The organism is Mycobacterium sp. IDUB_5 (assembly GCF_055419565.1).
On record NZ_JBVAXX010000005.1, the window covers coordinates 24,711 to 37,949 of the forward strand.

General features: G+C 62.9%; 17 protein-coding genes. 5 read left to right on the forward strand and 12 right to left on the reverse strand.

Annotated features, from left to right (window positions below; genetic code table 11):
* Positions 1-52: 52 nt before the first annotated feature.
* Entirely contained in the window at positions 53-871 is an 819-nt protein-coding gene (locus ACZY1G_RS16785; protein WP_463815934.1) for a mycofactocin-coupled SDR family oxidoreductase, read from the reverse strand.
* Between the two features lie 158 nt (positions 872-1,029).
* On the opposite strand from ACZY1G_RS16785, the gene ACZY1G_RS16790 reads away from it, so the two are divergent.
* The 5 genes from ACZY1G_RS16790 (at position 1,030) to ACZY1G_RS16810 (ending at position 4,577) form a co-directional block, all read left to right on the forward strand.
* A complete protein-coding gene (locus ACZY1G_RS16790; protein WP_463815935.1) occupies positions 1,030-2,163 on the forward strand; it encodes an NAD(P)H-dependent amine dehydrogenase family protein in 1,134 nt (377 codons plus the stop codon).
* Between the two features lie 119 nt (positions 2,164-2,282).
* Positions 2,283-2,960 carry a hypothetical protein gene (locus ACZY1G_RS16795; protein ID WP_463815936.1) on the forward strand — a complete coding sequence of 226 codons (678 nt, stop codon included), beginning with the start codon at positions 2,283-2,285 and terminating at the stop codon, positions 2,958-2,960.
* On the forward strand, positions 2,957-3,706 hold the full coding sequence (locus ACZY1G_RS16800) for a hypothetical protein (RefSeq protein WP_463815937.1): 750 nt from the start codon (positions 2,957-2,959) through the stop codon (positions 3,704-3,706). The genes ACZY1G_RS16795 and ACZY1G_RS16800 overlap by 4 nt, the downstream gene beginning before the upstream one ends.
* A gap of 17 nt (positions 3,707-3,723) precedes the next feature.
* A complete protein-coding gene (locus ACZY1G_RS16805; RefSeq protein WP_463823036.1) occupies positions 3,724-4,308 on the forward strand; it encodes a cytochrome c oxidase subunit 3 in 585 nt (194 codons plus the stop codon).
* Entirely contained in the window at positions 4,308-4,577 is a 270-nt protein-coding gene (locus ACZY1G_RS16810) for a cytochrome C oxidase subunit IV family protein (RefSeq protein WP_463823037.1), read from the forward strand. The genes ACZY1G_RS16805 and ACZY1G_RS16810 overlap by 1 nt, the downstream gene beginning before the upstream one ends.
* Here ACZY1G_RS16810 and ACZY1G_RS16815 read toward each other — a convergent pair.
* The 11 genes from ACZY1G_RS16815 to ACZY1G_RS16865 all read right to left on the reverse strand — a co-directional run bounded on the left by ACZY1G_RS16815 (position 4,565) and on the right by ACZY1G_RS16865 (position 13,108).
* Complete coding sequence (locus ACZY1G_RS16815) at positions 4,565-5,170, reverse strand: isomerase (RefSeq protein WP_463823038.1); 606 nt, start codon at positions 5,168-5,170, stop codon at positions 4,565-4,567. The two genes, ACZY1G_RS16810 and ACZY1G_RS16815, sit on opposite strands and share 13 nt — an antisense overlap.
* Complete coding sequence (locus tag ACZY1G_RS16820; protein WP_463823039.1) at positions 5,167-6,393, reverse strand: cytochrome P450; 1,227 nt, start codon at positions 6,391-6,393, stop codon at positions 5,167-5,169. Before ACZY1G_RS16820 ends, ACZY1G_RS16815 begins: the two co-directional genes overlap by 4 nt.
* Positions 6,394-6,491: 98 nt before the next feature.
* A complete protein-coding gene (locus ACZY1G_RS16825; RefSeq protein WP_463815941.1) occupies positions 6,492-6,629 on the reverse strand; it encodes a hypothetical protein in 138 nt (45 codons plus the stop codon).
* Positions 6,626-7,684 (reverse strand): NAD(P)H-dependent amine dehydrogenase family protein, encoded by a 1,059-nt coding sequence (locus ACZY1G_RS16830; protein WP_463815942.1) that lies wholly within the window; start codon positions 7,682-7,684, stop codon positions 6,626-6,628. The genes ACZY1G_RS16825 and ACZY1G_RS16830 overlap by 4 nt, the downstream gene beginning before the upstream one ends.
* A gap of 160 nt (positions 7,685-7,844) precedes the next feature.
* A complete protein-coding gene (locus ACZY1G_RS16835; protein ID WP_463815943.1) occupies positions 7,845-8,279 on the reverse strand; it encodes a hypothetical protein in 435 nt (144 codons plus the stop codon).
* Between the two features lie 11 nt (positions 8,280-8,290).
* Complete coding sequence (locus ACZY1G_RS16840) at positions 8,291-9,019, reverse strand: hypothetical protein (protein ID WP_463815944.1); 729 nt, start codon at positions 9,017-9,019, stop codon at positions 8,291-8,293.
* On the reverse strand, positions 9,016-9,147 hold the full coding sequence (locus ACZY1G_RS16845; protein WP_463815945.1) for a hypothetical protein: 132 nt from the start codon (positions 9,145-9,147) through the stop codon (positions 9,016-9,018). The genes ACZY1G_RS16840 and ACZY1G_RS16845 overlap by 4 nt, the downstream gene beginning before the upstream one ends.
* Positions 9,148-9,161: 14 nt before the next feature.
* A complete protein-coding gene (locus tag ACZY1G_RS16850; RefSeq protein ID WP_463823040.1) occupies positions 9,162-9,971 on the reverse strand; it encodes an AAA family ATPase in 810 nt (269 codons plus the stop codon).
* Positions 9,968-11,500: a nitric oxide reductase activation protein NorD gene (locus tag ACZY1G_RS16855; RefSeq protein ID WP_463815947.1), complete on the reverse strand. Its 1,533-nt coding sequence runs from the start codon at positions 11,498-11,500 to the stop codon at positions 9,968-9,970. Before ACZY1G_RS16855 ends, ACZY1G_RS16850 begins: the two co-directional genes overlap by 4 nt.
* A gap of 238 nt (positions 11,501-11,738) precedes the next feature.
* Positions 11,739-12,464 (reverse strand): hypothetical protein, encoded by a 726-nt coding sequence (locus tag ACZY1G_RS16860; protein ID WP_463823041.1) that lies wholly within the window; start codon positions 12,462-12,464, stop codon positions 11,739-11,741.
* Positions 12,465-12,505: 41 nt separating this feature from the next.
* Positions 12,506-13,108: a TetR/AcrR family transcriptional regulator gene (locus tag ACZY1G_RS16865; protein ID WP_463815949.1), complete on the reverse strand. Its 603-nt coding sequence runs from the start codon at positions 13,106-13,108 to the stop codon at positions 12,506-12,508.
* Positions 13,109-13,239 lie beyond the last annotated feature (131 nt).

Here is a 13,239-nt window from a genome sequence, read left to right on the forward strand (position 1 = left end):
TATTGAATGACTTCAGTCAACTAAAGTAACGGCGGGTCGGTCACGCGTCTCGTCACTTGATGGTGACGCCGGCATCGACTTTGAGCTGCATGCCGGTGACGAACCGCGATTCGTCGGACACCAGATAGGTCACCGCGTGGCTGACATCGAGTGGATCGACGAAGGGGGTGGGCATGGCGTTGATGAAGCTGGGGACGAGGTCGGGGCGCTGTTCGCCCAGCAGAGCGCCCAGCGATGGTGGAATCATCCCTGTGGGCACGCCGGTCGGATGTACGGAGTTGACCCGAATCTTCTGGGCTGCGAGTTCGTTCGCGAGCGCGACCGTCAAGCCGGTGACACCTTGTTTGGCGGCGGTGTAGGGGTGCTGAAGGGGGAAACCCTTCAAGGCACCCGCCGAGCTGATGTTGACCAAGCTCCCACCTCCCTGTTCGATCAGGTGTGGAATGACCGCTGCGCACGTGTTCCATGTGCCGATCAGGTTGACGTCCAATACTGTTCGCCACTGATGCGCGGTGGTGCGGTCCCACGTCGCGACAGTGAGTACGCCTGCGTTGGCCACTGCAGCGTCAAGGCCTCCAAGGCTCGCCGCGGCATCGTTGACGGCGCCGGTCAGCGCGTGCTCGTCGCGAATGTCGGCGACCACGGAGATGCACCGGGCCCCAGCGCTCTCGACCGCCTCGGCGGTCTGCGCGAGGTCGTCCTCGCTGGCGAGTTCGTACTCCAGCCCGGCGATGGGTGCGCAGATGTCGACGATGACGATGTCAGCGCCCTCCTCGGCCAACCTCACCGCGTGGCTGCGACCCATGCCCCGGGCCGCACCCGTGACGAGAACTCGCTTACCTGCGACCCGTGATCCCCTCGGTATCGTCATGACGATCCTTTCGCTCGTGGCGGTTGCTTAAGGGATAGATGTCGCGGAGCCATCCGCTGAATCGTCAAACGTTATTGCTGATTTTCGTCACTGAGTATAGTCATTTAAAAGAATTCGTAGCGACGAGGGGTGGGTTGTCCGGCCACCCGAGGAGTAACGTGCGCAGGGTCATTCAGTTCTCGACAGGCAATGTCGGCCGGCATTCTCTGCGGGCCATCATCGAGCGTCCAGACCTCGAACTGGTCGGGGTCCATGCGTCGTCGAGCGCAAAGGTCGGCCAGGACGCCGGCATGCTCTGCGGGTCAGAGCAGAACACCGGCGTCATCGCCACCGATGATCTGGACGCCCTGGTCGCACTGGGAGCCGATTGTGTTGTGTTCACTGCCCAGGCGGAGACGCGACCACTCGAGGTGCTCGAGCAGATGGCCGCGTTCTTGTCGGCGGGCACGAACGTCGTAGGCACTTCGCTGGTGTGGATGGTCACCCCCAGCCATGCTCAGGATTGGCTTCGCGACCCGCTGCGGCAGGCCTGCGAGGCCGGGGGAGCTTCATTGTTCGTCAACGGGGTCGACCCCGGGTACTCGGCAGACACGTTGGCGCACACCGCACTCAGCCTGACGACTGCAGCGAGGTCCATCACGGTGCAGGAGATCTTCGACTACGCCAACTACGACGACGCGGAGTTCACCGGCGCTTCGATGGGATTCAATCAGGCCCACGACGATGACACACCCATGCTGTTCCAGCCTGGGATCGTCGAGTTCATGTGGGGTGGCCAGGTGCGTCGACTGGCCGACTTGATGGGTCTGGAACTCGACGGAGTGCAACAGCGGACCGAGAGCTGGTACACCCCGACGCCCATACGGTGCACGATGATGGATGTCGAGCCGGGCCGGCGTGCGGCCGTGCGTTTCGCCGTCGAGGGTGTGGTGAAGGGGCGGCCCGTCATCACCATCGAGCACGTCACCCGCCTCACCGCAGCGGCGGCGCCTGACTGGGTGTATCCGCCCGAGGGTAGGACGGGAGTCCATCGGGTGCTCGTCGATGGCGAACCCAGCGTCGAAATCGACACGCACATATCGCATCCCCGGTTCGACACCACTGATGCTGCCTGTATGTCGACGGCAGCTCGGGCGCTCAATGCGCTCGAATGGGTGTGTGCGGCACCGCCGGGGCTCATCGCCCTGGAAGACATCCCGCCGGCTCACCTGCTGCCTCCATTGACCGTTCGGACCGCGACTTCGCCAGCAACGGTGCCTTCGGTCGACGCAAGTCAGTCATACGTCAGATGAACCCAGGGGAACTTCATGATCGGGGTGGTCCGGTGAGCGATCAGATTGCCGAAACATCACGCGCGCCAACATGGTACGTGGTGCGAACGCAACTGGTGTGCCTGTGGTCTCTGCCTGTCATGGCGGCGGTTCTTCTGATCGCCTTCATCGCCTTTCCGGGATTCTTGCCGCCCATGTCTCCGGCGATGTCCGCACAGCAGGTCGCTGACTTCTATCGGGACCACTCGGCGGGCGTGCGATTCAGCATGATCGTCTTCAACCTCTTCGGCGTGATGCTGCTCCCGTTCACCGGCGTCGTCGTTGCCCAGATGCAACGAATGGCGACACCGAGTCGGGTTCTGGGGTACTGCTATCTGACCGCGGCGGCCAGCGGCGCCACGGTGTTCGCCATGGCCGACATCATGTGGCTGCTGGCGGCCTTTCGGCCGGAACGCAATCCGGAGTTGACCCAGCTCCTCAACGACATGGCGTGGATGATCTTCGTCGCGCCGGTGGGAATGCTCTGCGTGCAGAACCTCTGCTTGGCGTTGGCCGTTGTCCTCGATTCTCGCGAGGACCCCATCCTGCCACGGTGGGTCGCGCCATTCGCGGTCCTCATCGCCGTCGCGATGGTCCCCGCCGCCGGTGCGGCAGTCGTCACAACTGGCCCCTTCGCCTGGGACGGTCTCCTGTCCTTCTGGTTGAAGTTAGCGGCGTTGGTGATCTACATGAGCGTCATGTTCGTCGTGCTCCGTCGAGCCGTACTCCGGCAGGCCCGGGAGGCGCGCGATGAGCCGGTCGGTGAGCTGGTCCTGTGACACGCACCGTACCGCCGCCGACGTCTACACCGGCGCGGCGAGGTCTGTTCGGTCGCCCGAAGATCGACCTGTGGGTGGTCTGGTGGACGATCCCGGCGTTCTATGCGATCCAAGGCATCATCTACGTTCCGCTGACACGTCTGATGCCGCCTCGCAGGCCCGACATCACACCGGAGCAGATCGCGGCGTTCTTCGACGACCACGCCCTCGGGATCAAGATCGGGTTCGGGCTGCTGATGGTGGTGGCCGGGTTTGTCGGCACGGCGAACGGATTGATCGCCTATCAGATCAGGCGGATGTCGGTTCACCCCGCATTCTCGTACGCTTTCATCGCCGCGCTCGCAGTCGGTTCCACGCCCGGATTCCTCTGGGGCGCATTTGCATTCCTGACTGCCGTCCTGCGGCCGGACCGCTCACCGGAGATGTTGACCGTCCTCTACGACATGGCGTTTCTCTCCTACATCGGGTCGCTGGGGTGCTTTGCAGCAGCGTGGGCGATTCTCGGCGCCGCCATCCTTCTCGACAAGAACCGCATCTACCCGAAATGGTTCGGCTATGCCACGATCTGGCAGATCGTCACGGAGTTCCTCGCCGGCGTCGTATTCAACTTCCACTCGGGCCCGTTCGCATGGAATGGATTGATGGCCTTCTACATCAACACAGTTGTGTACGTGTTCTGGCAGGTGTGTCAGTTCTACGTCCTGAACAAGGCGATCGCCCGGCAACCGGTCGGAAAGCCCGCATGACGGGCCTGGGGCCCGCGGTGGCAGACGACACCGACCACGAACGCTCCCGCAGGCGACATCTGCCAGGCGATGGCGCCATGTGGTTTTTCGTCTTGGGCGACATGATCATTTTCGGCGCGTACTTCGTTGCCTACATGATCTTTCGCGACCGTGAGCTCACCGCGTTCGATGACGCCCAACGAAATCTGCTGCTCGACGTCGGCGTGCTGAACACGCTCCTGCTGCTGTTGAGTTCCTGGTTCGCAGCGCGGGCTGTGCTCGCGGCGCGGTCGGGACAGGGGGCCGGCAGCGCGCGCTACCTCACCATGACGGCGACCTGCGGCGCTGTTTTTCTCGTGGTCAAGCTCGCCGAGTGGTGGTACGAGGTGCACGCCGGCGACACCTTCAACAGCGGAACGTTCATGGCGTTCTATTTCGCACTCACTGGGTTGCACATGCTCCACGTCATCATGGGCATCGCGATCATCGCAGTGGCGTTACAGCATCTGCGCGTTCGCCGCGTACCGCGAGTGACGGTGATAGAGCAGGCCACCACCTTCTGGCACATGGTGGACCTTCTTTGGGTGATCATCTTCGCGCTGCTCTATGTGCTGAGGTCCTGATGACGGAGACCCGCCGCTTGACCCTGGTGTGGCTCGTCCTCTCGGCAGTCACCGTCATCACTTGGCTGCTCGGACATGCCGAGCGAAGCCTGGGTGGCCGCGCGACCTCAATCGTCGCGCTCGTGGTGCTAGTCATCGCGTTCGTCAAGGTGCATTTGATCATCAGCCACTTCATGGACGTCAGAACCGGTCCGACCTGGCTCAGACTGTTCGCCGACGTGTGGCTGCTCGTCGTGGGCGGAACCATCACCGCCCTTTACCTAGTCTGACGAGGAACTCTGGGTCCAGGGGACGGTTCACCAGCTCGATCTCGGATGAGCCGGACGAACTCCGCAGTCGAACGTCGGACAGAGGTGAGTTCCAGCGACAGCAGCAGCGTGTCCACCATGGCGAACGGAACGGTGGTCAGCACCGCACCCCGTCCGTACTCGAGGTGCCACGAGCCGGGGTGGATCGTGAGTCCGCGAGCCTCGCCACGCCGCAGGCACGTGCCCTCCCCTGGATACAGGGAGGGCAGCGCAGCAGTGCTGTCGGATTCCAAGTCGTAGGAATCTATTTGGCCTGCCAACAGGAATTTGTGAATGTCGATGTGCCGGTAGCGTCCAGAGAATCCCTGCGTTCCCGTCGGGGATCCGAAGATGACGATGTACTCTCGCGCGCTGGCGTGAAGGAATCGTACTTTGCCCAAAATGCCGCCGGCTTTGCTGGCCACCCAGCGCCCGGGGGCGTCAGTGACCAACGCGGGATACTCCGCCGCCAAGAGCCTGATCGTGCGTGCTACCGCGTCGTCGCTGTCTGAAGCCGAAGCCGCCACAGTCCGCGCGATCTGCTGCAGTACAGCAGGTTCGATCTTGTAAGTCACAGTCCGAACTCCAATGGCAGAGCGGTCGGGCCGCTGAGGCCGAGAAGGGGCTTCCAGGGAACAGGTCCGGCGCATCGGGGTACGTCGAGGCGCGCCGCGAGGATGCTCAAGGCCTCGGCCAGCTCGCGTCTCGCGAGGTTGGCGCCCAGGCAATAGTGCACGCCGCCGCCGAATGTCAGGATGGGCGGTGGATCCGCGCGGGTGATGTCGAAGCGGGCCGGCTCGTCGTACACCGTGCTGTCGCGGTTGGCGGCGAAGGTGTTGACCAGGATGAACGTGCCAGCAGGGAAACCGAAGCCGTCGATTTCGGTGTCTTGGTTCACTGTCCGCACAGTGCTGCACATCGATGGCGAATGGCGCATCGTCTCTTCGACGGCGCGCATGCTGAGCTCGGGTCGGTCACGCAGCATGGTCCACTGATCGGGATGCTGGCAGAGCACCTGCATCGAAGCTGCGAGCTGATTTCGTGTGGTGTCGGTACCCGCAATGAGGATGGAGAACGCCAACATTCGCAGTTCTTCTGCGCTGAGGCGGTCGCCGCTGTCCTCGATACGGATGAGCTCAGAGAGTAGGTCGTCGGTCAGGCTTCGTCGCCTCTTGGCGATCATTTCGTCCAGGTACTCGTCGAACTCGCCCCAGGCCTGCAGAATGACGGGTTGTTCCTCGGCGAGGTCACAGTCGAAGCTGACGATCTTGAAGATGTCCTCCGCCCATCGGGAGAACTGCTCCCAGTCCTCGCGCGGCGCACCCAGCAGCGCGCAGATCACCGGTATGGGGTAGGGCCGCGCGACGTCGGCGACGAACTCGCATCGCCCGGCATCTTCTACGGCGTCGAAGAGTTCGTTGATGACGGCGTGGATGGTGCTGTCGAGGCGGGACGTCGCCCGCGGCGTGAATGCTCGCGAGACGAGGCTCCTCAGTCGCCGGTGTTCCTCGCCCTCCATGTTGAGGATGCTGCGGGTGACCCGGTCCCAGAGCGGGCCGGAGGTGATTCCGTGAGCCGACAGGTGGATGCCGGGCGGGATGGTGAATCGCGGGTCGCGCAAGACTTCCCTGGCCATATCGTACGAGAGCACCTCGGGACCAATGGGTCCACGGGCGATCGGCGCGCGTCGCTGGGCCTCACGGAACTGACCTTCGACGTCCTGCGGAGTGTCGGTGAATCCGTACTCCAGCACGGGCAGGTCTGCGTCCAAGACGTTGAGCGCATTGGTCATCGTCATCGTTCCTCACGGGTCACCCGGGTTGGTTCACATTGGTGAAGAGCAGAGTCAGGGGCAGGCCGAGTACCGACTGGTCGATCTCGTGCAGTTAGGAACCTTCACCGGCGAAGCTCTGGCGAAAGCGCGTCAGTGCGCTCGTGGTCGGTGACCCTTTCGTCCGCGTCGGTGTCAGGGATGTCGATGACGACGGTGTCGACGCCGTTGCCGTTGGGGCGCGGTGCCGTTGGACGTGTCACCGCCGTACCAATCCGCGGGGTTGGATGAGGCCGAGGTCGAGGTTGGTGTACCAGCCGGGCGCTGCGGCGCAGACGGCGGGGATCGTGTTGACGGCACCCATGGCCGTCCATGTGTAGCCGGGATGCTTGTGGGATCCGTCGGCGTCGCGAACGCCCTGCAGGGTCAGCTCGGTGGGCGGGTCACCGTCGATGACGATGCGATAGCGTGTGCCTCCCCAGTCCCAGGGTGGACTGAGCTGATCGGCGGAAGCTGCGACGTAGATGGCGTGGAAGACGATCAACGGCCGTCCGTCCGCCCAACCGGTCCATTCGTGGTGTTGCGCAGCGACGGTGCCCGAGGCGATGACGCCGTCGTCATGGGTGATGTCGTGGGTCGCGACGGCCACGTCGATGTCGGCGGCGGTGACTCGTTCGAGAACGACGCCCAAACCCTCGGCGATCATGTACATCGAATGGGCGAAGAAGGGAAGTCCGAGACCGAGGATCGTGGGCTCGTTCAGGAACAGTTCGCGGTCCTTACCGAAGCCCATCCAGTCGATGTGATCGACCGGTGCATTGGTCAAGATGTTGACGACCTCGTAGACGCTGATCTTGTCGATCCGGTTGGTTACGCGTGCGAGTGTCAGAGGCAGTAGGTCACCGGCGTAACCGGGGTGTATCCCGCCGCCGTAGAACGAGCTTTGGCCTTCAACACACGCGGCTCGAATCTGATCTCCCAATGCGGCGAAATCTGGTGAGGGGGCGAAGAATCCCGCGGTCGTCACGACGTTCTTGCCAGACCGCAGGATTCTGCAGACGGTGTCGACATCCATGATGATGGGTGTGTAGAACACGCAGTCGGCGTCGAGGCCGATCACGGCGTCGATATCGTCGCTGGCGATGATGCCGGTAGGCGGGATCCCGACGAGATCCCCTGCGTCTCTGCCGACCTTCTCGGGGCTGTGGACCAGAACACCGACGAGTTCGAACGACGGGTTCGACGCGAAGTGTCGAACCCCCACCTGACCGACGTCTCCGGTCATCCATTGGATGATTCTGTGCGGTGGTGCGGGCATCACTGTTTCCTGTCGGCAGCGGCGTGGCGACTGATCCCGTGGGGGAGCAGCAACGGATGAAATCCGGATTGATGCTGCTTGCGAAGATCGTGGATCCACCGCGCGTGCAGGCGCGCGTTGACACGCGATCGCAGCGCGGCGGTATGCGGTCGTGAGCGGATCACGGTGTCCCGGCTGGTTCTTGGCCTGCCTCGGCCGCCTTGCGCGCCTCGCGCTCTTGGTAGTTTCGCACCAGCTCACGGAATCCGATGCGCTTGTACTCAGGAACCGGTTGGATACCCCACTTGTCCCTGGCGGTGTCCTTGCCCTCAGCGCCCTCGGGCGGCCCGAAAGCAGGGTAGGGCACTTGGCACTCCAGCGTGTCGTCCGAGTACCGGACTTTGAGTAACTCGCTGCAGATCTGCGTCAAACTCAGTGTCGGGTAACCGTAGTAGACCGCCATGAACGGCAAGGTGAAAGCACCTTCGATGACAAGGGCGACGAGACAGACGAGCACCGCTCGTTTGATCCATTTGTGCATGCGGGCGTAGTAGGGCGTGGTGCCGGGGGGCAGATCGTCGATCTTGTCTTCAGTTGTGTCCGGTGAGGTGATCACGGGGAACTCCTTCAGTCCGTGAAGATTTCGCGATTGACGGTGTGTAGGTAGGGGATCGCCAGGAATGGCGTGATGTAGAAGATGTCGTAGAGCCACCAGCCGATGACAGGAAAGACGACGCCGGCAAACCGGACGTCGGCATACATCGTCATGTTGAACACATAGAGGCACCAGATCAGGATCCCCATCCAACAAGTGATGATCATCCATTGGTGGCCCCAGCGCTTCATCTGCAGGAAGCCGATGGCAGCTGCGCACCGCATGGCGAAGACGGTCAGGATCATCCCGAACACCATGGATTTTTCGCCGGGTGCTGCGGCGCCTCCGACCCACCCTTCGTTGTAGTGCCAGAAGTATCCGGCGTCGAACATCGCCCCCCAGCCGACCATCAGGACGCGATTGATCAGGGTGTGGCTGGCAACGAGGTCGAGCGCCCAGCCGAGGCTGTTGAGCATGCCGTCGATGAGGACGAGATAACCGATGAGCGTGACGATCATGGGGCGTACCGACAGTCCAGATCGCAGGGCCTGGCGCTGGAGATACACACCGCGTAGGAAGATCGGTAGACCGATGATGCCCGGCGCCCACATACCCATCAGCCCAGCCCCGACGATCATCCACTTGTCGGCCCGCTTCTGCGCCGCCTTCGAATTCCCATGATGCTTCGACAGACCGGTTGCGGGCAGCGGGTTCTCGGCCCGCTGCCAAGTACTGCGTCGACGCACCAGGGGCCCGTTCACAGTTCCCACCAACCCCTGGCGAACGACATGTACAGCTGGATTCCGAACATCGTCAGCAGATAGCCGTAGACGACGATCTGGAGGACGATGAGCGCCTTCTTGCGTTTCCGCTCGTGTTGGTCGACCATGCGGGGTTTCCTTCCTAAGTGATCCGGCGGCTTGCGGAGGTGCTGGCGAGGCTGGCGAAGGCGACCTCCCGGAGCCCCTCGTTGATGGCGCCGTCATTGGACAGCGGGGCCAGCACGCAGGCCTCCACCGCGTCGATCTCATCAGTGCCTGCGGCGATCAGGTGGGCGGCCGTCACAAGCACGCGGGTGGATGGCGGCTCTAAATTGAAGGTTTTCTCGGCTGTCCGAATACTGATGGCGCAGTTGACAAGCCGCTGTGCGGTAGAGAAGGGCACACCGGTCTCGGCGGCAACCACGTCCGCTTCGCGCTCGGGTGGAAGGTAGTCCATAGGCACTGTGACGAAGCGCTGCCGGAATGACGGCTTGAGCTCTTTGAGTGAACTGCGGTACGCCGGGTTGTACGAGCACACCAGCATGAAATCGTCAGCGGCAGTGACCACCTCGCCGGCCCTGTCGAGATACAGGGTGCGTCGGTGGTCGGTGAGGGAGTGCAGCACTGCCAACGAATCGTGTCGAGCCTCGACGACCTCGTCGAGGTAGCAGATCGCGCCCGATTTGACTGCTCGTGTGAGGGGGCCGTCAGTCCATGTCACGTCGCCACCAGCGACGACGAATCGCCCCACCAGGTCGGAGCTGGTCAGGTCGTCGTGACAGCTGATGGTGACGATGGGGCGCCGCAGCCGCGCGCCCATGTACTCGATCAAGCGGGTCTTACCGCACCCGGTCGGGCCGGTGAGCATGACGGGGAGGTGCCGCCTGAAAGCCTGCTCGAAGAGGGCGACTTCCGCGCCGTTCGGTTGGTAATCCTGCTCGGGCACGGTCATGCGGCCACCAGTTCCCGATGGACGAAAGCGAGCGTTCGGGGAAGATCTTCCATACGTGCTATCCGCTGGGATCGCCGCTGCCCGAACACTTCAGGCAGCGGGTCGACGCGCACCGAGCCGACGCCGATGTAGTACAGGGACACGCCCGCGTCATCTGCCTCCTCGACCGCGTGCGCCGCGTCAGCCCAGGCATAGCGACCTTCGTACCCTTCATCACAGATCAAACCGTCACCGATGATGATGAGGAGTCGACGCTCGGCGGGCTGGTCGAGAAGGCGGCTCGTCATGTGCCGGAGCGGCGCGCCGAGGCGCGTGTAGCCACCGACGTCGAGCCCGAGCCGGCTCGGGGGGATGAAGCGTCGGTCGCTGAAATCCTTCAGGCAGTCGACGCGCACTCGGTGGCGGGTGTTCCCCGTGAACGTGAACATCCCGTGCCGTTGCCGCGCGTCGGTCATCGCGCGCGACAGGGCGTCAGCGCATTCGAGCTCCAATCGGAAGAGCTTGCCTCCGTTGATTCCCAACGAGGAGCTGCCGTCCAACAACAGCGCGGTCACCACGTCTCTGTCTGTGGGTGACAGCTCGCGGAAGAATCTCGGTTCAGCGGCATGACCTGTCAGGGCGTCGACGTAATGCCGGACATATTGGTCGATCTCGATGTCAGATCCGTCTTCGAGACCGCGGCGGATACCGCGATGGGTGTTCTCCTGGAACCACTTGCGCACGTCGACTGCGATCGGGCCGGGTGGCTGCGCGTCGAACGCCCGCGAGCGCTCCAGGACCGCGACATGGTCGACCAGAAATGAATGCGTCCATGCGTTCCACTCGGGATAGGGAATGCCTGGCCGGTGCTCGGGAGTGACGTCGAAATCGTCCTCGTCGGGCCGGCTCGGCGGCGGCAGATTCGGATTGCGCACGCCGCCGTCTCCACCTACCGGAACGGAATGTGGCTGCGGAGTCCGCTTTTGGCGCGACGCCCACGGTAAACGGCCGAACGATCGCCGCAGCTTGTCTGAGAGTCCGCGTGGCGCGGTGTGCGCCAGTGGCAGTTGACCGCAGAGAGGGTCGATGACCAGCGCCCCCGAACTGCGGGCCAGGGTGATGGCTTGCTCGAACATCTGGGATGCGTCGGTGTCGGGGTCGGCGTCGCCGACATCGCCGATCAGTCGGTGGATTTCAGGCATCAGACCCGGCCAGTGAGCTGCCACCCACGCGACGGCGACCTGAGATTCCACCACGGTGAGGGCGGCCAGTTCCCTTGCTGTGAGTTCGTTCAGGCGGTAGTTGGTGACTCGCTCCTTCGACGGCGAGCACTGCAGCGCTATCCCGCAGGTCAAGCTGTGGCGTGACCAATGTGCCACGGGCAGCGGGAAGGGCACGTAGACGACGTCGAGCCCCGTGTTCAGCGAGAACCCGCGATGTGAGCCGCTGACGAGCTGGACACCGGCTCGCCGTTGGTCGCTCAACGCGACAGCGGTGACACCGCAGCTCCGCTCGATGGTGGAGGCTTGCGCATCGATCAGATCTGACACCGTTTTTCGACAATCGTCTCAGAACGTGCCGATGTTGGAGAACATCCAGTACCAGAACCAGATGATGAGTCCAGTTCCGCCCCATGCGCCGACGTACCGCAGGATTTCCCAGATCCAGCCCGCCATATCAACCTCCTCTGTTGGTCGGACCGAGATGCCGATCTCGAAGCTCCCGGCTGTGGGGCCAGCCTGTGCTCGCGAGAGACCCCAGTTGCCCGTTGTTCGCTGATTTCAGTCATCAATCTGTGAAGATCTCACGGTTGACCGAATGGAGATAGGGGATGGCAAGGAAGGGGGTGATGTAGAAGATGTCGTAGAGCCACCAGCCGACAACAGGGAGGACGACACCGGCGAAGCGGACGTCGGCATACATCGTCATGTTGAACACGTAGAGGCACCAGATCAGGATCCCCATCCAGCAGGTGATGATCATCCATTGGTGCCCCCAGCGCTTCATCTGCAGAAACCCGATGGCCGCCGCGATTCGCATGGTGAAGACGGTCAGGATCATGCCGACTTCCATGGCTTTCTCGCCGGGGCCGGCGGCCCCGCCGATTAGCAGCTCGTTGTAGTGCCAGAAGTAGCCGGCGTCGAACATTGCGCCCCAGCCGTTCAGCAGGATTCGGGCGAGAATCGTGTGGTTGGCGACGAGGTCGAGTGCCCATCCGACGGTGTTGATCGCGGCGTCGATGATGACGAGGTAGCCGATCAACGTGATGAGTATCGGACGAACCGAGAGTCCGTCACGTTGCGCCTTGCGTTGAAGCCATAGGCCTCGCAGGAACAACGGCAATCCGAAGATGCCGAGTGCGGCGGTCCCGATCAATAGGCTGCCGGAGATCAGCCACTTGTCCGCTTGCTTTTGCGCTGCTCGCGACGTCGCGTCGTGTTCAGCCAACCCGCGGCCCGACGATGCAGGCGCAAGAGTCCGAGCACCGCCGCGAGCACGGCTCGGCAGGTTCATGGTGACTGACTATAGTCACCGATTGCAATCGGTCAACCGGTTCAGGTGGGTGCGAGGCTGCGAAGTGTTCGATGGAGAAAGTCATCGATCATCGCTTCCTGCGAAGGCCACTGGTCTGTTGTGATCAGCAGTGCGTACAAGCCGAGCAGGAAGAAGATCGCGCAATTGGCGGCATCGACGGAGCGATCGATGGAACCAGCGAGGCGGGCCTCCTCGATCGCCCGAGTGACCTCTTCGATGAGAGGGTGAGACTCGAGCTCATCGGTCGCGGGTCTGCGTTGCGAGAAATGCAGCGCGAGAAAATCATTGAACAGTATCGGACCCAGACGCCGCTCAAGGCTGGTGATGAGATCGACGGCTTTTCTCAACACAGATTCGAGGTTCGGGGCTGACTCGGCGAAGCGAGTCAGTTCTTTGGCGATGCGGGCCTCCTCTCGTCCTTCGAGCTCGAGAAGCACGTGCTCTTTGGTGGGGAAGTGAAAAAAGAAGGTGCCGTGAGCTACCCCGGCCGCGGCGACGATGCTGGCGACGTCGGCCGCCGCCACCCCCGAATGCTTGAATTCGGCGATCGCCGCGCCCATGAGGCGCTCACGGGTCTGTATCCGACGTGTCTCGCGCGCAGTCGGACCGGAAGTCGAAGCCATGAAGCAAATCTAGCGTCGACACGAACCGACGGTGGGCTATCCCCTTAGAGCGGCCGCGTGGGGCATCTGCGATCTGACCTGACACGCATCGGCGTGGGGTAGGACCGTGCGCAGGCCGACGACGGTTCCGG